Source organism: Coriobacteriia bacterium (assembly GCA_030652115.1).
Lineage (GTDB): Bacteria > Actinomycetota > Coriobacteriia > Anaerosomatales > Anaerosomataceae > UBA6100.
The window spans coordinates 359,389-381,867 of the sequence record JAUSBK010000001.1 but is presented as its reverse complement, the minus strand read 5'-3'; the positions used below and the strand labels follow the sequence as shown (position 1 = coordinate 381,867).

17 protein-coding genes and 1 tRNA gene are annotated in these 22,479 nt (G+C 65.4%); 9 read left to right on the top strand and 9 right to left on the bottom strand.

Annotated features, from left to right (window positions below; genetic code table 11):
• Positions 1-67: 67 nt before the first annotated feature.
• Positions 68-3,415, bottom strand: a complete 3,348-nt coding sequence (locus Q7W51_01965) for an ATP-binding protein (GenBank protein MDO8847137.1) — start codon at positions 3,413-3,415, stop codon at positions 68-70.
• A gap of 286 nt (positions 3,416-3,701) precedes the next feature.
• Here Q7W51_01965 and Q7W51_01960 point away from each other — a divergent pair, with 286 nt between their 5' ends.
• The 4 genes from Q7W51_01960 (at position 3,702) to Q7W51_01945 (ending at position 5,458) form a co-directional block, all read left to right on the top strand.
• Positions 3,702-3,848 carry a lmo0937 family membrane protein gene (locus tag Q7W51_01960; protein MDO8847136.1) on the top strand — a complete coding sequence of 49 codons (147 nt, stop codon included), beginning with the start codon at positions 3,702-3,704 and terminating at the stop codon, positions 3,846-3,848.
• A gap of 124 nt (positions 3,849-3,972) precedes the next feature.
• Positions 3,973-4,197, top strand: a complete 225-nt coding sequence (locus Q7W51_01955) for a hypothetical protein (protein MDO8847135.1) — start codon at positions 3,973-3,975, stop codon at positions 4,195-4,197.
• Between the two features lie 303 nt (positions 4,198-4,500).
• Entirely contained in the window at positions 4,501-4,653 is a 153-nt protein-coding gene (locus Q7W51_01950) for a hypothetical protein (protein ID MDO8847134.1), read from the top strand.
• Between the two features lie 154 nt (positions 4,654-4,807).
• Positions 4,808-5,458: an MgtC/SapB family protein gene (locus tag Q7W51_01945; protein MDO8847133.1), complete on the top strand. Its 651-nt coding sequence runs from the start codon at positions 4,808-4,810 to the stop codon at positions 5,456-5,458.
• Positions 5,459-5,474: 16 nt separating this feature from the next.
• On the opposite strand, the gene Q7W51_01940 is transcribed toward Q7W51_01945, so the two are convergent.
• Positions 5,475-6,506: a tocopherol cyclase family protein gene (locus tag Q7W51_01940; protein ID MDO8847132.1), complete on the bottom strand. Its 1,032-nt coding sequence runs from the start codon at positions 6,504-6,506 to the stop codon at positions 5,475-5,477.
• A 195-nt stretch (positions 6,507-6,701) separates the two neighbouring features.
• Here Q7W51_01940 and Q7W51_01935 point away from each other — a divergent pair, with 195 nt between their 5' ends.
• Positions 6,702-7,028, top strand: coding sequence for a hypothetical protein (locus Q7W51_01935; GenBank protein MDO8847131.1), 327 nt, complete (start codon positions 6,702-6,704; stop codon positions 7,026-7,028).
• 97 nt (positions 7,029-7,125) lie between these two features.
• Here Q7W51_01935 and Q7W51_01930 read toward each other — a convergent pair whose 3' ends face one another.
• From Q7W51_01930 to Q7W51_01910, 5 genes are all read right to left on the bottom strand, one after another.
• Entirely contained in the window at positions 7,126-8,919 is a 1,794-nt protein-coding gene (locus Q7W51_01930; protein MDO8847130.1) for a hypothetical protein, read from the bottom strand.
• A 171-nt stretch (positions 8,920-9,090) separates the two neighbouring features.
• Positions 9,091-10,389, bottom strand: a complete 1,299-nt coding sequence (locus Q7W51_01925; protein MDO8847129.1) for a cytochrome c3 family protein — start codon at positions 10,387-10,389, stop codon at positions 9,091-9,093.
• Between the two features lie 177 nt (positions 10,390-10,566).
• Positions 10,567-11,124: a hypothetical protein gene (locus Q7W51_01920; GenBank protein ID MDO8847128.1), complete on the bottom strand. Its 558-nt coding sequence runs from the start codon at positions 11,122-11,124 to the stop codon at positions 10,567-10,569.
• Positions 11,125-11,384: 260 nt separating this feature from the next.
• Positions 11,385-11,477: transfer RNA gene (locus Q7W51_01915), tRNA-Ser, on the bottom strand.
• Between the two features lie 119 nt (positions 11,478-11,596).
• Entirely contained in the window at positions 11,597-13,111 is a 1,515-nt protein-coding gene (locus Q7W51_01910; GenBank protein ID MDO8847127.1) for an MASE3 domain-containing protein, read from the bottom strand.
• 120 nt (positions 13,112-13,231) lie between these two features.
• On the opposite strand from Q7W51_01910, the gene Q7W51_01905 reads away from it, so the two are divergent.
• On the top strand, positions 13,232-15,097 hold the full coding sequence (locus Q7W51_01905) for a cellulase family glycosylhydrolase (protein ID MDO8847126.1): 1,866 nt from the start codon (positions 13,232-13,234) through the stop codon (positions 15,095-15,097).
• A gap of 3 nt (positions 15,098-15,100) precedes the next feature.
• Here Q7W51_01905 and Q7W51_01900 read toward each other — a convergent pair whose 3' ends face one another.
• Both Q7W51_01900 and arcC read right to left on the bottom strand, forming a co-directional pair.
• Entirely contained in the window at positions 15,101-15,850 is a 750-nt protein-coding gene (locus Q7W51_01900; GenBank protein MDO8847125.1) for a hypothetical protein, read from the bottom strand.
• A gap of 27 nt (positions 15,851-15,877) precedes the next feature.
• Positions 15,878-16,837, bottom strand: coding sequence for a carbamate kinase (gene arcC, locus Q7W51_01895; GenBank protein ID MDO8847124.1), 960 nt, complete (start codon positions 16,835-16,837; stop codon positions 15,878-15,880).
• 180 nt (positions 16,838-17,017) lie between these two features.
• On the opposite strand from arcC, the gene Q7W51_01890 reads away from it, so the two are divergent.
• The 3 genes from Q7W51_01890 to Q7W51_01880 all read left to right on the top strand — a co-directional run bounded on the left by Q7W51_01890 (position 17,018) and on the right by Q7W51_01880 (position 22,479).
• Positions 17,018-18,181 (top strand): NAD(P)(+) transhydrogenase (Re/Si-specific) subunit alpha, encoded by a 1,164-nt coding sequence (locus Q7W51_01890; protein ID MDO8847123.1) that lies wholly within the window; start codon positions 17,018-17,020, stop codon positions 18,179-18,181.
• Between the two features lie 113 nt (positions 18,182-18,294).
• Positions 18,295-21,825: a carboxypeptidase-like regulatory domain-containing protein gene (locus Q7W51_01885; protein ID MDO8847122.1), complete on the top strand. Its 3,531-nt coding sequence runs from the start codon at positions 18,295-18,297 to the stop codon at positions 21,823-21,825.
• Positions 21,826-21,927: 102 nt separating this feature from the next.
• Positions 21,928-22,479: a hypothetical protein gene (locus Q7W51_01880; GenBank protein ID MDO8847121.1), complete on the top strand. Its 552-nt coding sequence runs from the start codon at positions 21,928-21,930 to the stop codon at positions 22,477-22,479.

The window sequence follows — 22,479 nt, the reverse complement described above, 5'->3', positions numbered from 1 at the left end:
TGCTATGGGCGGGGAGCCGCTTCGGTGGTTGATGCCGTAACCGATGGCAAGGACCGCACGCGTGGCCTCACTCGGCTGTGGCGAACTCGATACTGATGGTCGTGCCGCTCCCTGGCGAGGAGACCACGTCGAGCGAGCCGCGCATGAGCTCGACAAGCTCCCGGGCGATCGGCAGCCCCAGTCCGCTTCCGGCCTGATCCCCCCGCGCGGGTTCGCCGCGATAGTAACGATCGAAGACACGGGCGAGAATGTCCGCCTCGATGCCCTTGCCGTCATCGGACACCTCGATCCTGCACATGCCTCCCCCGGAGGCGACACTCACGCGCACGTTCACCCCGGCGCCTCCGTGCACTACCGCATTTACGGTCACGTTGCAGAGAGCGCGCACCAGCAGCCGTCTGTCGATCTCGACGGGAATGGGGGAAGAAGCCCCCTCCAGCGATACGCTTGCACCACGCGCTCGAGGGTCAGCCAGAACCAGCTGAACGGCCTCTGACGCAACATCATTGGCATCTTGAACGGTCATCTGGACAGGAAGCGCCTTGGCGCGGATCCGGAATACCAGCAGGAGATTGTCGATCAGGTACTGAATCCCGGAGGCCTGCTGCAAGATGCGCCCCCCCTGGTGTCTCACCTCGTCCGGTGTGGAGTCTCCGGGACTGGACAGCAGCTCGGCGTACGCACGGATGGCGCTCAGCGGCGTCTTGAGGTCGTGTGAGATGTCTGCGAGCCAGCGTTCCCTCGCTACCAGCAGAGCCTCTCGTTCTTGGGCGAGCCGGAGGGAGCGAATCGCCTCGGAGATGATCACGTGGATCCGATACAGCAGCTCCAGGTCGTCTCTGGAGAATGTAATCTGATGACGCGTCCTGAACGCGACGAGCACACACAGCTCCTCATCAATCCACATGCTCGAGACGAGTGCTGCGTCGTTGTCGACAAGGGTCGCTGATCCGGCCGAGGAGTCCGAAACAGCCGAGTCGACCATGTTCACGACGCGGGTCTCGTCCACCTCGCCCGCCCGGCAACCGACCTGCCATCCGGTGTGTGTCTTCCGCAGGTGGACGGTACCTTCGGCCTTGAGCGCAGCGAGGGCCGTGCGCACGGCCGCGTCGATGATATCGTCCTCGTCGCTCAGCGCACGAACCTCAGCCTCTATGGCCTCTGCGACACGACCCCGCATCGCGATTCTGACCTGAGTACTGCAGTACCCCGCAACCGCGAGCGCTTCGGCGACTTCACGAGCCGCAGCGCCCAGCAGGCTAAGCATGTTCGCGTCAACATCACGCTCTCCATCAAGGACGGTCATCACGAGGCCGATAGGACGGCCTCGGACCAGGAGAACGGCCACCACAGCCTGCTCGCCCTCGCCCAGTGGGAGTAGAGAGCAGAATGGGTTGTCGTGTGGTGTGATCAGCAAGACCCCGGTCGATGAGCCGGCCAGGGATTCCTCAACCTCCGACCAGTCGAACACCACGGCTGGCGCGGCGGTGAAGGTTGGCGCAACCTCACGGAGCCGGCTCGTCGAATCCATCCGGAACAGGCGTGTCTCAACGCCAGAACCGAACTGCCTCTTGACGACCTTGGATACCGCGTCGCGAATGCCGGCGGCGTCGAAACAAGAGGCTGCCGCTGCCGCCACGGCGCCAACGAAGAGGTGCTCCTCCTGAGCTCGCTGCAGCCGTGATCGCAATTGCGAGCCACTCAGGAGCAGCCCAAGGAAGGCTGCCCCTAGTGCTAGGTCACCTGCGCGCATGCTGACGGAATCTCGAGTCTCCAGCCATGCAAGGGTGACTGCCCCGATCCCGGAATCCGTCACGAAAGGAAAGCTTGCAAAGGACTTGTAGCCGACAGCGTCAGTTACATCGGCGCCGGCAGCGACGATGATCGTCTGACCCGTCACGGTAGCAGCGGGCACGCCTAGAGACTCGACGGGGACTCGCCCTGCTTCAGCGCCGATCTCGCACAGCACACGGAAGCTCTGCTCGAAGTCCCCCCCATTCGACTCGACTACGCGCCCGTAGTCGGCTTCGGCGTACTCCATCAGCAGTTCGAGAACGCGGGACGATATCCACTCGGGCTCCTCGAAGCCCAGAACCTCATCACTCAACAGTCCCACGAGAGGGCCGGCGAGCGAGAAGGAGTAACTCGCAATCTCCTGGCGTTCGTCGTCATCGAAGAAGGGGGCCTCGAAGAGCGAGGGCAGCAGTTCGACCATCTGTTGCGCCACATCGAGCCCCAGCTCGGGAATCCAGGCTTCGTCGCTCGTCGTCAGGAAGCAGCCCGAGGCGCGAGCACCTGACTGGACCGGGATGATGAGGAGCGAGGATCTCCTCGAACCGGTCGAACGGGGCACGTGCTGGGCGCGCAGCGACTTCAGCGCATCCCACACATCAGGCGCATGGCGCTCCAGAAGTGCAGCCGTTGGGACACTGCTCCGATCAGTGAGTGCGAGTCCACCCTCTTCCTGAATGGACACAAACACCGTCGAACCCAGGAACATGCTGTCCATCAGGCCCACCACAACACCAATGCGCTCTTCGATACTCCGCGCTCGAAGAACCTCCGGGATGGCACGGACCATCTGCCGCCCAACACGTTCTCTGCGCGTGACCTCGGTGGCATCAGCCAGAACCGCGACGGCGCCAGCGATCACACCGCGCTCGTTCAGAATCGGCGCCGCGGAGTTCAGAACGGTCGCCTGTCCACCGTCGAACCGGTCGATGTCCAGAAGCTCGCCTGTGCATGTCTCACCGAACATGACCGCGCGATACATCGCCCAGTCCTGCGGGAGGAGCGGTGTGCCGGTATCCGCCCATCGTGCGCGGTAGATTCCGAAATCGTCGAAACTCTCCGAGCGGGGCAGTCCGCCCCAGATCTCCTCGATCCTGGTGTTCGTCGCGAGCATCTTGCCCTGGTCATCACAGATGGCTGCGCCGCTCGGCAGCAACTCCAGAAGGGTGTCCAGGCTCTGTGAGTTGAGCCTCTCCTCTGAGACACCGCGCCCGCCGACCTTTCGATCGTCGGTGAAAGCATCGGTGATCTCCCGGATGGTGAGCACCACAGCCGGCGACGGGCCCTGTGCATCGACTGCCGAAGCCGAGTACTCCCACAAGTGGGGCGTCTCATCATCCGTGAACCTGACGACGACTGTCTCTGCGCCCACGATGCGCCCGCATACAGCCTGCCATACCGGAGACGAGGCCTCGGGTACAGGGAGCCCCCGCCGGTCGAACATGTCGAAACCGGACCCGTATTCCTCACCAACGTACGCTGTGTCGCTCTCGTCGATTCCGTGCAGAGCGCGAGCGGCGCCGTTCATGAACCGGACGCGGGCGAAAGCGTCGGTGATCACGACGGCGGTGCCTACAGCCTCGAGAAGCGAGAGTGTACGCGCTCCCAGAGACTCGAGGGACATGTCGTCAGGATCTTCAGGTGCATGCATGGGGTTCACCAAGAACGCCCTTTCGGCCAGCCACAGGGTGTTGATACCCGCCGGATCCCCTAGCCCACAGACTGCTGAGCTCAAAACCCCTGCACCGTCGGCTCGAAGACCGAACAGGCCTGGAGCCACCCAGATGTCACACGAGTTCACGGTCAGTTAAGGCAAGCACGCAGAGCAGGCGGGGAAATCCCAATGGAGATGTTGAAGAAGGCCACTTCGCAAAGGTCGGCGCGAAGGCCACGTGAGAGAGGACGAGACCATGCTGTGGACGATCGTTGGGATTCTGGTGGTCCTCTGGTTGGTGGGGTTGCTCACCAATGTCGGAGGCGGACTGATTCATCTGCTGCTCGTGATTGCCCTGATCGTGTTCATCTTCCAGATGGTGTCAGGACGAAGAGTAGTCTGATCCCCAGTCCTTCTATGGATGGAACGACAGCCGCAACCTGGGTAACCCAGGTTGCGGCCGAGTCTGAACCGCAGGGTCGGTGGCCAGCAGATCGCAGCTACCCGGATGTGAGGAGTGACCGAGAATGGCTGATATCGACACCGAAAGGCACGTTTCGACCGTAGAGCGCGGCAGTGGCGCCGTGTGGGGCATCGTCGCGCTGCTCGCGGTTGTGCTGCTCATCCTTCTGTTCGTCTGGCCGGGCTGGGTCGTGGCGCCATTTGCTGGCGACTCGGACACCATCAACATAGAACAGGAACAGCCAGACCAAGATATCAACATCGTGACGCCGAGCGACGAGACCACCTAGACCCGGCAGGGGCAACGCGCCCGATGTGCGAGGTACGCGCAACGATTCCAGCCTCTCACTGCGCCCGCTCCTCCATCGGAGCAGTGGGCGCAGTTTATCGTCGCGGATGCGCACCAAGGCGATTGCCGCTGACAAGGGAGCCCGGACGCTGTTCGACGACGCCGGAGTAATGCCGGACGCCGGCGTCGTCGACGCGTCAGAAGCCCAAGCGTTCGTCAGGGCGGCGAAGACCCGCCAATGGGAACGGGAGCCGACGTCCAGGAGAACGGATGTAACGCAAGGACACCGATGAAGGGAGCGATGATGCACGAGTTCATTGAGCACCTGATCAAGGATCACGAGAAGCAACTCGCACTCGGAGAGCGACTCAAGAGCGTCGTCAATCCCGACGAGCGCAAGGAAGAACTGGACGCGTTGCACAAGGCGTACGAGAAGGCCGAGGAAGCCGAGAAGTAGCTGTCGGCATGACTCGCTCCACCATGGCCGAAGCCCCGATCCGAGTACCGGGATGGGGGCTTCGGCTCGTGAGAACTGGGTAGTCCCTGGATAGGGTATCAACACGACCAAAGCGACGACGCTGCAGGTCGAGCGCAGGAGATGAGGGGGATAGGTGCTCGATCTCACCGAATGGAGAGAGTTCATCGTACACATCGCTGTCGCGGCAGCGGCCGGTGCGCTAATCGGCCTCGAGCGTGAATGGCGCGAGAAGTCCGCAGGGCTCAGGACGCTGACACTCGTGTCGACGGGCAGTGCGATATTCGTCCTCGCGGCTGCGGCGAGCTCCCCTAACGAGGGTGTGCGCATGATGGCGGGCATCGCGACCGGCATCGGGTTCCTCGGCGCCGGCGCTATCATCCAGAGCCGCGGAACCGTCTTCGGCCTCACGACCGCAGCGACGGTCTGGATGGCATCCGCACTCGGCGTGACGGCGGCCCTCGGCGAATACGTTCTGGTCGCAGTGGGCACCGCACTGACCCTCATCATCCTCACCGTTCTGTCCTTGATCGATTTCGGAGCTGTCCGCCGGGAGACGCGCACGTATGAGCTCACGTTCGATCCGGCGACACAGGTCTCCACGGTCATCTCCCCCGCCTACCTTGAAGATGCCGGACTCGAGGCGACTTTTTGGAGGATGGACGTCAGTGACACGGGGGACGTGGCACTCTGGATCACCCGCGGGACTGAGGAGGCGCACGAGACCGCGATCGAGCGTCTCGCCGCAGCCGAGGAGATCGTCGGTTACTCGACCGAACTCCGCTAGGGGGATGCCGAGGAGTCTACCGTTTCGGCCTCAGCCCGGCCTCGAGGTCTCCGGACTCGTCCATGAGCTCCACGCCGGCATGCAGTCCCCGACCCTCGAACACCAGCGAATCTCCCTGGCTCAGCTTCACACCGATGCGCGCGTCGAGACTCTCCCACACGGTGCCGTCCATCGAGCCGAGTAGCGGCGAGCGGAGCTCTCCCGGATGTGCACCCTCGACGGTGAGTTCCAGCCGCTGACCTGCTCTCTCGAGGGTCATGCGCGCTTCGCCGTCCTGGAGAGAGAATGCGCGCATCCGCGCCCCGTTGTAGGTGGTGAACTCGTGGAGTACCCTGTCATGCAGCAGCCCCACGATGTAGCCGACGAACGACCCGCCGAGCCACGGGATGCGCGCCACCGAGATCATCACCGAGGTTCCAGCCGCACCGAAGTGATTGCTCTGCGCCCACACCCAGGCACTCGGGAATGATCGACCCCAGTCCTTCTCGACGTATCCACGACCGCCGGAGAAATCGAGCGCGCTGCCATCGATCTCAAGCGCACCGTTCACCGCGTGGTCCAGCCCCAGCACGCCGTGGTACGTCTCCATGAACGGCACGAAGCGATACCAGCCCATGACCCCCGGAGAGAGCGGCCTCACCGGCCAGGCGCTCCAGTCGCCGAATCGCAACTCGCCTGTCATCCGACCTTCCGCACCGCCTGTGTCGAGCCATGCGCCCGCCGAAGAAAACCGATTGGGTCCCACCTCGATCTCGAATCGGTCGGTCGCGAAGCGGAACTCCTCGGCCGGATACTCCCAGTACGCCGTTCGGCCACCGGCGCGAATGAGCTGGACGAACGCGTGAGACCCTACCCCGTCGGGCGCGAGCGAGATGCCCGGGATGAGAGCAACCGCATGCTGTGCGCTCGCGTCAACGCACTTGAAGTACCAGCCCTCGAAGTAACCCTGCCGCTTTCGGCCGTTCTGGTACCAGCCGGGGTGCCAGGGCTTCGAGAGCCTGTAGCGTAGCGGCGCGGAGTGTGCGGTTGCTGCAAGCAGGTCGCTCACGGTGAGGTGTCCTTGTGTCGGCTACGGTGACCATACAGAGTGTTCCCCGAAGCACCGATGCCCGCCCCCAACGGGACGCTCCCTGCGACCACCACGCCGGCAAGTCTCGATATCAGTGGAGGCCAGGAGGTAGAATCGGAGCGTAGGATACCAAAGGGCGTGGGTTGTGCCGTCAACCGTCACGGGAGGTACGCCATGATAAGGACTTACCGAATCGCGCTTGTACTCACGATCCTGGCCGCTTCCCTGATTGCGGTCGTAGGATGCAGTGGCCCCACCTTGTCGGAGGAGTTCACGGGCCACTTCGAGGAGCAGGGGGCCTCGGTGGATACGATGAACGTCACCGTCTCGCCCCATGAGGCCCAGGTGATGATGGATCTCATGATCCTCGACAGCCATGGGATCGACACCTCGAACATCATGGACAGCGAACTCATCCATGCGACGGTGAAGCTCGAGAACGGCGAGGAAGTCACCGCCGTCAAGTACAAAGGCCAGATCTACAACTACAAGAACGAGTGACGGGCCCAAGCGGTCGGACTTTCCCAGAGTGCACGTGCAAGAACGCGGCCCCGACGCCTGCTCAGCGTCGGGGCCGCGTAGTTTCCTAGATTCGTGGCTACTGACCCAGCCAGAACGCCGGGCCCTCGTAGCTGTAGATGTGGGGCCAGGTGGCGATGACAGTGTCGCGCTCGTCTTCCGAGGCCGTGTAGAAGTGACTCCCGTTCGTCAGGTTGTAGAAGCGGTAGACCGTTGTGGACCCGAAGACCGGCGAGGGTGAGACCTTGTAGGTCTCTCCTTCGTAGGTGAAGATGTCCGGCCAGGTGGCGATCACGTGGTCGGCCTCGGTTGTCGAGGCGGTGTAGAAGTGGCTCCCGCTCCTGCGGTTGTAGAAGCGGTAGAGCGGCTGCGTGTTGTTCGCAGGGTTCGTGTAGTAGGCGGTGCCCTCGTAGCGGAAGACCTTCGGGTAGTTGAGGATCACCGAGTTTGCCTCATCGAGCGACGGCGTGAAGAAGTGCGTGTTGTTGGTGAAGTTGTAGAAGCGGTAGACGGGGGCCAGCGGCGCGGTAGCCGCCATCCGAACGAAGACGTCGGTGGCGCCATTCGTGTCGCCCGAGACCAGGTTCGTGGCCTCCGAGCCGAATGCTACGTAGCGGCCGTCAGGGGTGATCACGGGCCAGCCGCTGTGGCCACCGCTCACCTGTGCGCCGGCGGTCGTGACGCTGACCCGTATCGTGATACCGGTAGCTGTGTCGCGAACGAAGACATCCCTCAGGGAGTTGGTGTCTCCCGCAACGAGGTTGGTGGCCGCCGAGGCAAGCGCAACATACCGACCGTCGGACGAGATCGAGGAGAACTGGCTGGAGCCGTTGCTCTGCACGCCACCGGCGCCGACGCTCGCGCGAGTGGTGGTTCCTGCAACGAGATCGCGAACAAAGATGTCGCCTGTGTCGTTGGTGTCTCCTGGCACGAGGTTCGTCGCTCCCGAGTCGAACACGATGCAGCTCTCGTCGGCCGAGAAGGAAGGCCAGCCGCTGTTGCCGCCGGTAGCCTGTGCCCCGCCGGTCGCAACGCTCACACGCGTGGTGGTGCCCGCGACCACGTCGCGGACGAAGATGTCCTGATTGCCGTTCGTATCACCTGATACGAGGGTCGTTGCGGTCGATCGGAACGCCACATAGCGGCCGCTCGCGGATATGCTTTGCTCGTCGCTGTAGCCGTTGGCCTGTGCGCCGCCGGTGGCCACGCTCACACGGGTGGTCGTTCCGCCGATGAGATCACGCACGAAGACATCGGTAACGCCGTTCGTGTCGCCGGACACCAGGTTCGTCGAATCGGAGTAGAACGCCACGTAGCGGCCGTCGGCGGAGATGGAGGGATCGCTGCATGAGCCAAACCCCTGCGCTCCTCCAGTGGCCACGCTTGCGCGGGTGGTCGTTCCGGCGATGCGATCACGCACGAAGATGTCGGTCGCGCTGTTCGTGTCGCCGGACACCAGGTTCGTCGCGTCGGAGTAGAACGCCACATAGCGGCCGTCGGCGGAGATGGAGGGCCAACTGCTGCCGCCCCCCAGGGCCTGAGCCTCGCCATCGGTGATGCTCACACGCGTGGTGGTGCCCCCGATACGATCGCGCACGAAGACGTCGTCCGAGCCGTTCGTGTCCCCGGACACCAGGTTCGCCGCACCGGAGTAGAACGCCACATAGCGACCGTCGGGGGTGATGGAACTGCCGGCGCTCCATGTAGTCGCCTGAGCCTCGCCATCGGTGATGCTCACGCGCGTGGTGGTGCCTTGGAGCAGGGCCCAGGCTGTCAGCGGGGGCAAGACGGCTGCAATCGTGAACGCCATCAGGATCACCGCCGCCACGCGCTGCTTCACACGATTTCGGCCACCGCCCGATGTGCGCCTCATGCCGATCACCCCTCAACCAATCCGGGAACGCGCTCGCATTGTCAGATCTTCCGACCGCACCAAAGAATGGGTTTGCAGGAAGCCCGGCGAACGGAGCGCCGACAATGTCCTTCTATCCTACCCATGCGGCTCGACAGATATGCCACGGGTTGTCGGGACCACTCGGGATGACTAGTACGGTGTGCTGGGCTCGCCGCGCACGTGACAGCTCGAGCAGTACGTTTCGTCGTGGCATCCGTAGCATGAATCCAGCGGGCTGACGCCACCGGCGATCACATCATCATGGCGCTTGCGCCACGCTCCCTCGGCGGGGTTGAAGCCGGGGTGGTGGCACAGCGTGCACGCGTAGCGGTCGTTCGCCTCGGCGCCTGTCTTGTTGTGGCACTTAGCGCAGCCATCTGCGTCAGCAGTGGTGAACTCCTGGCCGTGTGTCGCCGTGAATCCGTCCGGATGCGGGATCTGCGTGCCGTGGCATCCCGTGCAGTACGCCGCCAGGTGACACGTATAGCACTCGTTGACTGCCGCCACAGGTGGGACTCGCACGAGCGCCGCGCCCTCGGCAGGACTCGCCTGCGCCGTGGCCGCCCGATCAAGTGCGGCCGTGTACGCGGCCGCGTGTCCCGCGGACGCGCCGCGCTCCGTGTACCAGTCCTCGGCATCGTGCGACGGCGGAATGAGATCGAAGCCGGCCGTGTGGCAGACGACGCACTCGCCCGACGCGCGGTACTCGCTCGCCCAGGCTTCGCCGAGCGAGTGGCAGCGATAGCACGCGGTCATCGACATGAAGTCCTGCTTGGGCGCGTTGCCCTCGATCTCGAGCGTGATGGCGGTCTCCGGATGCGCTACGCGGTTGTGGCACGCGGTGCAGCCGATACCCGCCGCCTCGTGCACGGCGTGGTCGATCACGATGCCGACGCTCGGTGTGACGCGCCGCCTGTCCATCACGTGGCACTGCGTGCATTGACCCGAAGACATCGACAGCGCCACCTCGCTCATTGCGTTCACGGGCTGCTCGACGCTGCCAAACAGCATCGGACCGTAGTCACCGAGTTTGCCGAGGCGATACGCGAAGCGGCCGAGCGCACCTGCCTCGGCATCCACATGGCAGGTCACACACGACGCGCGCTGGTGGGTACTCTGCTCGAAGGCTGCGACGTCGTCACCGTGCACGCTGTGGCACGAACGCGTGCACAAGCCTGCCGAAGAGGTCGCCACGAGCCCGACGGCGAGCGGGACGATGACGACCAGCAGCACGATCGCGATGAGCGGGACAGGTGAGCGGCGGCGATGTGGCCCGGATGCGCGAAGTGCTTCATGGGTGGGCGGCGTGGCCGAGCGAGGAGCTGATCGCGGCTTCGAGCGCTTCGGCGCTTTCGAGCGACGCTTTGCAGCACGAGCATGCTCGCTGCGCCGCGGGCGCGGTGCCGGACGTTCCTGCCTACCCTCGTACGAACCACCATCGTCAGACATGCAGTCCCCCGGTCACGCGCCGCGAAGAGTCACTCGACCGTCATCGCTTGCCCGTCCAGCCACTCTGTTGGGTTCGCCGGGGCATTCCGAAGGAATACATCCCGAGACCCTGGGACACTCTGCACACCGAGTGTCCCATGAGCGGGGCTCATCGGCTGGTTCTGAGGCCTCACTCACTCAGCTCTTCGCGTAGAGATCGTACGCAGCGCGGATGAGCGTCTTGAGTTCATCGATGCGTCCGGAATCCGGCTTCACCATCGGGGTAAGGGGATCGGAGTTCAGATTCCACACCACGGAGTCGAAGTAGACCCTGTCGTGCGAGGATTCGGCGCTCGGATACTGTCGGGCGGCCAGCAGGTAGCACAGGTGTATCAGAGATGTGCCCGGGCGGACTTGACTATCCGACCAGCCGTACAGTGCCGGCCGCCCCGGGATGCCGTTCATGATGCTACTGAACAGGCACGTGGCCTCGAGGTTGTCCTCGATGCTGCGCCTCAGGTCACCGAACGTCGAAATCTCGACCGTTGAGCACGCTCTTACGAGGCTGAGGGCCCGGGAGTGGGACCAGTTATCTGTGAGAGGGAGTCCGGCCAGTGACGCGATCCGCTCGTCAAATGCGCGGACAACGCCGTCATCCCTGAGCAGGCCCTCCATGATCTGCCATCCGGTCTCCCCGTCACGCATGTTGTACGCAATCGGCGATTCGGGATCCGTGTTCTCGAATGTCCTGGACATGGTCCTCCTCCATGTGGAGCAGGCTGACCGGATGGCCGGGACTTCTCGGCCGAATCGCCGGGACTCCCCGCCCTGGCAACAAGTCTATTCCCCCGACGACGCCCGAATCGGCGCTGGTGTACCCTCCAGCCTCTGCTTACGACACCCGGCGTATCGGATCCGAAATCACCCAGTCTCGTGCAAATCGCCCGAAATCGCCCTACGTAGACGCAGTCCCGACCTCCCTCATCGGGCTGTCGGGACCACGTTTGTGCTGCTCATGGCGGAGGGGGAGGGATTCGAACCCTCGTAGCGGGGGATACCCGCTAAACAGTTTTCGAGACTGCCGCATTCAACCACTCTGCCACCCCTCCGGGTGGGTGCCGCCTGCGCGAAGGCGGCAGCCTCGGAGTATAGCGACAGGAGCACACGCGGGCAACGACGGCGGTCGGCGCGGGAACTGGATTCGGCGCGTGCCTGCTGACCCCGGCCGCTACGGCGCGAAGCTAAGCACGATGACCGCGACGTCGTCATCGACGCTTCCGCCGGCATGCTCGAGCGATCTGTCGAGAAGCGCCCTGGCGGCGCCTCGCCGCTGGTGGCCGTGTGACACCAGGTGACTCACGACCCGGTCGACTCCGAACATCTCGGCCCTGTGGCCGGCTTCGATCAGGCCGTCGCTGAACAGCACCAGAGCCCCCTCGCGGTCGAGCGTAAAGGTGCCGGTCTCGAAGTCGTGCTCATCCAGGACGCCGAGCGGAGGGTTCGTCGGCAGGTCGAGGGGCACGGCCGAGTCTTCGAGGTGCATGATCGGCGCGGGGTGACCGGCGGACGCGACGACCACCTCCCCCGTTTCCACATCGATAACTCCGTATATGACGGTGGCGAACTTGTCGTCGGCAAGCTGTCGGCCGACCGCATCGTTTGTCCGCTTCAGCACCACTGCCGGATCCGGATTCTGGTAGGCGAAGCTACGCAGTGTAACGCGCACCATCACATTGGACGCCACAGCCTCGATCCCTTTGCCGCAGATGTCCCCGAGGACGAACGCCACCCGCCCCGGGGCCGGCGAGAAGAGGTCCCAGAAGTCACCGCCCACGCGGACGGCCTCCGTCGCTGAGATGTGCGCGTGATCGACATCGATACCTTCGATGCGGTCAGGGACCGAGAGGATGGCCGTCTGCAGCGTCTCAGCAATGCGGTGCTCCGCCTCCTCGCGGCGCTTCACCTCGCGAAACAGCACGCTGTACGGCTCGCGCAGGACGGTGTGTATGAGCGCACGGTAGATGAGCACGAAGGAGATCAGCGTGAGGTAGTGCCCGATGCGGTTAAGCACGCCGTACACGTCCACATACAGAGTGAATGCCATGCCCGCCGCGATCAGGAGAGCGATCGCCCACAGCAGGAGCCGGGCAACGTGCGGCTCGAAGCGGTCCCTCCCTCGCCATAACAGCGCGAAGCCACCGAGGAACATCGCCATCACAACGTATTCGGAGATGACCTTGGTGGTCGTCAGCCCAACGCCCTCCACGTACATGGTCGGGAACACCGGCACGAGCCAGATGCTGGCGAGGGTAAGGGCGGTCAGCGTGCCAAAGAAGATGAACACGCTGCGCAACTGCACGGTTCTGCGCAGAGCAACACCCGCAACGATGAAGCCGAGCGACTCGAGGACGCGCGATATGATCCACAGCTGAGTTGGAAGGTTCGCGCCGCCCTCCGGGAAGACGCCCATCCCCTTGTAGGCGAATGTGTGGAGCACCGCGACGATGACGACGAACAGGTGCGTGACGCCGAGGATGAGCAGGTAAGGACTGGAGGCGACCTTCCGGGTGTTCCACGCCACAACGAAGATGCCCGCCATTACCACCAGCGAGAACGATTCGACAATCGCATGAAAGAGCAGGTAGTTGGTGCGGCCAGCCCAGTTCAACGCCAGGAGGCCGACCGCGAGCGCCAGACCTACGGCAATCATTCGCGCCGTTGCAGCGCGCTTCGGGGACTCCACTGCTTCCATCGTAGGAACATAGCACGCGCGAGCGACGGGCGGCAGGCTTGGAGTGCCGAACGGTGACACCGTCTCCCGCCCCGGGCATACACCCTCCAGACCCGCCGAGAAGGAGCCGCCGTGATCCGCATCCAGGGTGACCGCTTCGCCGACGAGCACGGCCGCACGCTCATCCTGCGCGGCGTGAACCTGGGCGGCAGCTCCAAGGTGCCGTTCTCCCCCGACGGCGCCACCTGGCGGCGTGAGGGCTTCTTCGATCACCGCGATGTCTCGTTCGTCGGCCGGCCCTTCCCGCTCGAGGAGGCCGACGAGCACTTCGGCAGGCTCCGGCACTGGGGCTTCACGTTCCTGCGCCTGCTCACCACCTGGGAGGCGATCGAGCACACCGGTCCCGGCCAGTACGACGAGGCATACCTCACCTACTTCCGGGCGATCGTGGAGAAGGCCGCCGAGTACGACATCAGCGTCTTCATCGACCCGCACCAGGACGTGTGGAGCCGCTTCACCGGCGGCGACGGTGCGCCCGGCTGGACGCTCGAGGCCGCGGGCCTCGATATGGCCGCCTTTGCCGAGACCGGCGGCGCCCTCACGCACCAGGAACACGGCGACCCGTTCCCGCGCATGATCTGGCCCACCAACTACGGCAAGCTCGCCAATCTCACGATGTGGACGCTCTTCTTCGGCGGAGATGTGTTCGCGCCCGACATGCGGATCGCGGGCGTGCCCGCGCAGGAGTACCTGCAGGGTCACTACATCGCAGCCGTGGCGCACCTTGCCGAACGCCTGGGCGACCTGCCGAACGTGATCGGCTTCGACACGCTGAACGAGCCGAGCACCGGACTCATCGGCGCACACGACCTTGCCGGGGTGACGTTCCCGCTCAAGCTCGGCCCCTCGCCCACGCCGCTGCAGTCGCTCGCGCTCGGCAGCGGGATCCCCCAGCGCGTGGGCACGTACGAGTTGGGTCTCACCGGCTTCAAGCGCACCGGCGAGGTGGAGCTGAACCCCCACGGTCGCAGCGCGTGGCTGCCGGGCGCCGAATGCGTCTGGCGCGCACACGGCGTGTGGGATGCCGAGGGCAGCACACCCCGCGTCCTCAAGCCCGACTACTTCACGCAGATCGACGGCCATCCGGTCGAGTTCAACCGCGACTTCTATCTGCCGTTCGCTCGCAGGTTCGCCTCGGCGATCCGCGAACGCATGCCACACGCCGTCATCTTCCTCGAGGGGCAGCCGGAGAGCGGCGCGGCGCTCACGCCGGCCGGGATCGAGAACGCGGCCTACGCGCCGCACTGGTACGACGGGATGACCCTGCTCCGCAAGTCGCACACGCCGTGGCTCGGCGCGGACATGACCACCGCGAAGGTGGCGTTCGGGAAGAGGCGCGTCGCTGCGTCGTTCGCGCGGCAGATCGGCGCGCTCGTGGCCCGTGGCCGAGTCGAGTTGGGCGGCATCCCTGCGGTGATCGGCGAGTGCGGGATCCCGTTCGATATGGACGGCAAGCGGGCGTACACCACCGGCGACTTCTCAAAGCAGACCCGCGCGCTCGACGCCACGATGCGCGCGCTCGAGGCCAACTGCGCGAGCTTCACGCTGTGGAACTACACGGCGGACAACACCAACGAGCGCGGCGACTTGTGGAACGACGAGGACCTCTCGATCTTCAGCCGCGACCAGCAGCGGGGTGACGGCTCGCCCGATGACGGAGGCCGCGCGCTGGCCGCCGCGGTGCGCCCGTACGCGATGGCGGTCCCCGGCGAGCCGCTCTCGATGAGCTTCGCTATCCGCTCGAAGGCGTTCGAGTTCCGCTTCCGGCGCGATCCGGCGATTCCGGCCCCGGCCGAGTTCTTCGTGCCGGCGAGCCAGTACCCGGGCGGAGCGGTGATCGACGCGCCCGACGGCGAGGTGCGCCTCGAGGGGCAGCTCCTCACCTACTCGCCGAGGGCGGACACGGCGGTCCACACCGTCCGCATCACGCCGCGGTAGGCGCTACTCGGCCACCACCGCGGACGCCTGCGTGTCGAGCGGGTTCGTCCGCACCAGCAGCGAGAAGAGGTACGGGTACCGCGTCTGCAGGTGCCGCGCATGGTCGAGCCACTCGGCCGCCGTGGCTGCGTAGGCCCGCTTCACGTCTCCGGTCAGGTGGGCGATGTCGCTCTCGGGCAGTGCGTCGAAGTCGGTCCTGTGGTCGAGCTCCTCGGCAAGGTGGAAGACCGCCCACAGCACGTTGGTGAACGCCTCATGCTCGAGCAGCGTGGGGCTTTGCAGGAGGCCGAGCAGGAACTGGCGCCTGGCGACGATGAAGTCGCGGAGCGACTTGAGGTCGGCTGCGGTCATGCGGACGCCATACTTGTGTGCCGATGCGATCCGCTTCGCCTCGGCGTAGCGCCGTGCGTCCCACGTGTCGTCCACGAGGAAGTGCTCCCGGATGTCGGCCTTCTCGTCGAGCGCTGACACGCGACGCAGTAGCTCGTCGCCCACCTCGCTGAAGAACGCGCCGATCACCATGTTCAGCTTCTGCATCTTCTCCTCATGCTCGCGGCGCTGGAGCAGCGAGTGGATGACGAGCGTGACCACGAGCACCTCGAGCGGCATCATGGCGATCTCGTGCGTGAGGAGGAACGGCCCGAACTCGTGCAAGTCGGAGTCGTGGAACGCGAGTGAGTGCGCATAGAGCAGCACGGCGCTGATGGCGACCAGCACCAGACCGAACTTCACGCGCCAGCCGAGCTTCTTCACCGTTGCCTCCTGACGCTGCCGACGGTCCTACGTGAGGTCCGGATTGCTGCGGTACTCGCGCGGGATGCCGCAGACCACGTTCGTCCCCGCCTTGCCCTCCACGATCGCAGCGATGTCCTCGAGTCTGCCGATGGCGGCCCGCCTGCACGTCGTCTTCACGAACCGCTTCGCCGCTTCCACCTTCGGCCCCATCGACCCAGTCGCAAACGAGTACATGTCAAGCTTCTCGGGTGTGACCCAGCCGAGCCGGCGCTGACCGGGCAGACCCCAGTCCACGTACACGCCATCGGTGTCGGTGGCCATCACGAACAGGTCGGCGTCGAGCTCGCGCGCAAGCAGCTCGCCCGCGAGGTCCTTGTCGATGACGGCCTCCACGCCCTCGAGCCGGTTGACCGCCTCGGGATCGAACGCCGTGGGGATGCCGCCACCGCCGGCGCAGATGACCACGCACCCCTTCTCGATCAGCCACTTGATCGGCTGGATCTCGAAGATGCGCTTCGGCTCTGGCGAGGGCACCACGCGGCGCCACTTCTCACCATCGAGCGCGAAGAACCAGCCCCTGCGCTCGGCGAGCGCATCGGCCTCGGCCTTGTCGTAGCCGGGCCCGACGAACTTGGTGGGAGTCTGAAACGCCGGGTCGGCAAGGTCGACCTCCACCATTGTGAGGATGGTGGCGATAGGCATCTCCGGCGGCACGAGGTTGCCGAGCTCTTGCTCGAGCATGTAGGCGATCATGCCCTGCGATTCGGCGCCGAGCACATCGAGCGGGTACGGTTCCACGTCCGTGTACGCGGCGGCCTGCAGCGCGAGCAGCCCCACCTGCGGGCCGTTGCCGTGCGCCAGCACGAGGTTGTACTCACTCGCAAGCGGCGCGAGCTGCCGCACGGCCACCTGCACGTTCGCGCGCTGCGCGTCGGCGGTCATCGGATCGGAGCGCTTCAGCAGCGCGTTGCCACCGAGCGCCACGACGATGGTCTTCTTGGGCATGGAGCGGCACTCCTTCGCGAGCGGCGGCGCGTATGCAGCCGAGAACATCATGATACCCACGCAGTGGCGGTGCTGCGCACGATGTTGGGAACATAGACAGAGGGATCAAGAGTAGTGTGAGTGTATGCACTGCGCTACTCGGTTTATGCAGTCGTTGGGGCACTGACACGGGGAGGAAGCATGATCATCGGCATTCCGAGGGAGATTCTCGAACGCGAGCACCGGGTGGCGGCTCTCCCCGAAGAGGTCGCAGCGTACGTGCAGATGGGCTTCGAGGTGATCGTCGAGGCCTCGGCAGGCGAGGCCACGCTGCACAGCGACGCCGACTACGTGGCCGCAGGCGCGCAGGTCGTCGCTGGCGCCAAGGAGGTCTTTGCGCGCGCCGACATCATCCTTAAGGTCAAGCAGCCGCACTTCAACGTGAAGGTCGGCAAGCATGAAGCGGACATGGTGCGCGAGGGCGCGATGCTCATCACATTCCTCCACCCCGCCGCGCCGGCGAACCATGACATCATCCGCACGCTCCGCGACCGCAACGTCACGTCGCTCACCATGGACGGCATCGTCCGGATCCCACGGGCCCGGCCCATGGACGCGCTCTCCTCGATGTCGCTCGTAACCGGCTACAAGGCGGTCATCCTCGCAGCGGCAGCGCTCCCCCGCTTCATCCCGGCCATCGAGACCCCGATGGGCACCACCGAGCCAGCCGAGTTCCTCATCATCGGCGCAGGCGTGGTGGGCATGGAGGCGATCGCGACAGCCAAGCGTCTCGGAGCGCGGGTCAAGGTGTTCGACATCCGCGAGGGTTCGCGCAAGCAGGCCGAGGCGCTCGGCGCCGAGATCGTCGGCTTCGAGATGCCGCAGGACCTGGTGCTTGACGAGGTGGGCTCCGCCGAGGCGCTTCCGGCCGACTGGCTCAACCGTGAGCGCGAGGCCCTCAAGCCGCTCGTCCCCTCGGCGGACGTGATCATCTTGAGCGTGCTCGTACCCGGTGAGGTCGCGCCGGTGCTGATCACCGACAAGATGGTCGCTTCCATGCGGCCCGGCTCGGTGATCGTGGACGTGTCGGTCGACCAGGGCGGCAACTGCGCCGCCACCGTGCCCGCCGAGGAGTTCGTGGTCCACGGCGTGACGGTGATGGGCTACATCAACATCCCCGGCTCGGTTGCCGTGCACGCGAGCTGGCTGTACGGCAAGAACATGCTCGACTTCGTGCGCAACCTCTTCCAGAACGGCCTCGAGACGCCCGCCTGGGACGACGAGATCGTGCGGCATGCGCTCGTGACCCGCGACGGGAAGATCGTGCACGAGGGTGCGCTTCACGCGATGGGCGGCGACGCGTAGGCGTCGCGCACGGGTCAGTGGTGTGAACGGGCGGCTGCGGGTCGCCCGTTTCGCGTCGGAGGTGGGTGCCGCTGGGGTACCATCGTCTGAGAGAGTCCTCGGGGGGAGGAACCGTGAGACGACTTCGGTCGCTTCTGTTGGTCGTGCTCGCTGTGATGCTCGCGCTGTCGGGATGCGGGCCGTCGTCATGCTCGGAAGACGATGGCGGAGGCGACGGCGGCGAGGCGGAGGGGACGCTCACGCTCGAGGTGGGCGAATCCGCCGAGTTCGACTACGCCGGTGAGACGCACACCGCCGAGTTGGTGCGGGTGGTCGGCTCCTCGGCGGAGTTCGTGATCTCCTCCTCGCCCACGAGCTACGTGCTCACCGAGGGCGTGTCCGCTGAAGCCGATCTCAACGCGGATTCGCTGCCCGATGCCACGCTCGAGGTCACCGAGGTAAGCGACGCGGGCGCCACGCTCAGCGTCAACGCACTCGGCCACCCCGCGTATGACGAGACGGACTTCGAGACGCAGGGCGGGCTCGCGCCCTACAAGGTTACCGGCATCCAGAACGCCGACCCCGCGCTCGTCACGCTCGACGACGGTTCCTACCTGCTCTTCTACGCGCGAGGCACCGCACACCAGGTGCAGTGGGAGCACTATCTCGCCGACGGCACGCAGGTCCTCGCGCCGCAGCTGGGCGCCGGTCGCACACGGTGGGTGCCGGCCGGAACCTGGGAGTCGTACGACCCGATGGACGTGGTCCGCGTGGACGATGCGATCTACGAGTCGTTCCGCTCAAACAGCGCGGTATACATCACCCGGTTCGGTCTCGACATGCAGCCGGAGGGTGTGCCCACCTATCTCACCCCGCACGGCGACACCTGCGCGCTCGCCACCGACGGCGAGCGGATCTGGATGGCGACGCAAGAGACCTCGCCGCAGAGTCTCGGCACGCAGACCGGCCCACGCCCGGCGGTTGCGATCATGGAGATCGCTCCCGGCACCCCGCCTATGCGCGTACGAAGCTCCGTCATCACCGATCCGCCCGAGAAGGTGTCGGACGGATCGTTCGACCTCGCCTTCGACGCCGATACGGGATTGCTGGCCGTGTCGTACATCCGTTTCTTCGCCGCCAGCAACGAGTACGAGTCCCGCTTCGCGATCATCGATCCCGACACGATGGGAGTCACGCGCGACGTGCTCCTCGCCGGCAACGAGGAGTTCGGTGGCGCGACACCGTCGGCACTGGGCATAGTGGCCGAGGGCGGCCGCGTGCTCGTGTACTGGGAGACCGCCGATGCCCTCAACCAGCGGATCTCGCTCGTAGACCTGCGCACCGGCGAGGTCACGGACACGTGGGCCAGCCGATCCAGCGAGGGTATGCCGGCGCTCACCGCCGAGCTCCGCGACCTGGAGCTGGTGCAGCTCGAAAGCGGCCCGGCAATCCTCTTCGTGGACAAGACGCGCCACCAGGAACTCGGCGGAACACCCGCGGAGCAGGCCCGCTTCGTCCTCCAGCCGATCTCCGAGGACGGTCCTGCGGGCGACCCGATCGTGCTCGACGGCGGGCAGCCCATCCTCGCGGACGTGACGTTCGATCTAGCCAGCCTCAAGAGCAATCCGAAGAAGGCCGTCTGTGGCTCGCCTTGCCTGCTCACCGGTGCGGTCGTGAACCGGGGCAGCCAGGACGCGAAGAGCATCACGCTCGAGGTAGCAGTGGACGGAGAGGCGATCGGCACGCTCGACATCGGAACCATCAAGACGGGCGAGACCAGCACCTTCGCCAAGGTGTGGGACGTACCGGCCGACCTCACCGCCGAGACAGTCGACATCTCGTACGCACTCACCACCACGAGCGAGCAGTACACGGCCGACAACGACACCGCCGCGAGCATCGTGCAGGTCATCCAGAAGGGCGTGGTACAGGGGCGCGTCTCGAACGCCTCGGGGATGGCCGACCTCGGCTGGTGGACGGGCGGGCTCGCCGGCGTTGAGGTGAGTTTTGGCGGCAGGACCGTGCTGACCGACGCAAGCGGGTGCTTCGTGATCGAGGAGGTCGAATTCGGCAGCGGCACGATCACTGCCACCAAGGAGGGCTTCAACCCCGCGAGTACCACCGTGGAGACAACGCGCACGAAACCGATCGCCTCAGTGGGCATCCGGCTGGACAACCACGGGACGCTCAGGGTCCACGTGACCGACGAGGCCGGCGTGGCGCTCTCGGGCGTGCAGACCTACCTGGTCGGCTACGACCGGTCAGACATCACCGATGAGAACGGCGATCTCGTGCTCGAGATGCCGTACGGCACGTATCGCATCGCGTTCAAGAAGGGTGGCTACCAGGGCCTCGCGCCCGTCGACTTCGAGGTACGACTCGGCGAGGAGACCGCCGGGACCGTGACGATGAAGGAGGCCACGACAGCGCAGCTCACCGGCCGCGTGATCGACCGGCTCGGCACGGGCGTGGCAGGCGCGCCGGTCACGATCGCCAACAACAAGGGCGAGACAGTGGCGAGTCTCACGACCGACGCCGAGGGGCACTTCGACGCCGGGGAGCTCACCGTGAAGCCGAGTGGCGCGTACGTGATCACAGCCACCGGAGCGGGCCTCACCGTGACCGAGCCCATCGCACTCTCCGGTGGCGAGCTGGCCTCGGTCATGATCGAGCTCGTGCCCGACCGGGGTGAGCTCGCACAGCGCGATGCCACCGAGGGGTACACGTCGTGGATGCTCAAGGCCTCCTGGCCCGGGTTCCTCGATGTGGGCGGACAGTCGATCTACGTCTGGTACGGCAACTACGCGGTGCGAGTCGGCGCGCAGTACTGGGACGGCAGCCGCGACCTCAACCGCGTCCAGGTCACCACGTGGGGTGGCACGTACGAGACGCACGTGACCAAGGGCGAGATCGAGTTCCCGGTCTCGGGCGACGACCTCACCGGCCACTCCGGCAAGAAACTACCGACGGCGATGGCGAAGACCACCGACGCCCCGAGCCAGGCGTGGTGGAAGTCGGCGCTCAAGACGGCGGTGAGCGTGTACAAGGAGTACGACCCGGTCATCAACCTCGGCAAGTCGATCTACAGCGGCATCCAGGACGTCAAGGAGGCGTTCTCCGACGAGGACCAATGGCTGGTTCTCGGCCAGGGTGCCGAGGTCCTCACGTGGAAGGAGTCGCTCGACGACTTCCAGGTGGTCGACGATTGGGACTGGAACCACCCGTACGACTCGGCGAGCAGCGTCGTCAAGGCCATCCCGACGAGCTTCGCCATTCCGATCGTCATCGGTGGCTCCAGCGTTCAAGACACCGCGGTGCGCTGTGACGGCATCGACGTGGTGGACAAGACGACCGGCGAGGTCTACTACACGAACCGCGCGCAGTGGTTCTCGTACACGGACGATGCAGAGGCCAACACCAGCATCCGCACGTTCGACATCGATCGCCTGGGCGTGCCTGTTGGAGACGTTCGGATATTCGTGTGGGTGAAGACGCAGAAGTACTGGAACGACGCACCCGGCGGCACCTGCTTCGATCAGCGCGAGCAGCAGGTCATCATCTACGATCCGGGCACAGGTGGCCAGAAGGCATTCATCGCGCCGGGCGACATGTACCTCGAGCCCGGCAGATGGACCACCGAGGACATCGCACGGCTCACCAACTGAGGGCGGCCGCTCAAGTCATCTGTAGCGCCTGCCGAAGTCTCCCCTATACTCGTGCTAGCACGGGCGGTTGGATTGCGCGCAGCGCCGGCAGGGGGAGCATCGATGGCGATAGCGGGATTCTGCAGTCAGTGTCGGGAGAACGTGTACCTCGACGCTAATTGGAGCTGCACGCGAGGGCATGCCTGGAACGCGATCTCGGGGTGGTACGACACCGACTCCGGTCAGCAGGTGACCCCGCCGTGGGTTCAGCAAACGGCCGCTCCGCAGCAGCCCGCGTACACACCCGCGGCAACTCCCGTCGCTCCGCAGCAGCCCGCGTACGCTGTCCCGGCCGCTGTGCCGGTAACCCCGCTACCCGAGCCGGTGCCCGAACCTGCGCCGGCCCCCGATCCCGCGGTGACGCTGCGCCAGCTCATTCGCCGTCGGCTCGAGGGCCTGAACCTCGCGATCACCGAGAAGAACGGCGTCTACTCGGCCAGCCGAGGTGACGAGTACGAGTGCTCGGTGGCCGTCGACGGCACGAACGGGCGCATCGTGTTTTGGGAGCGACTGCGCACCGGACGCGATCCCGGCGTGCGTGACGCCGTGCGCGCGCTTGCCGGGACCAGCTGGGCGGTCAGGATCGTGCTCAAGCGGGACGACGTAGCAGGATAG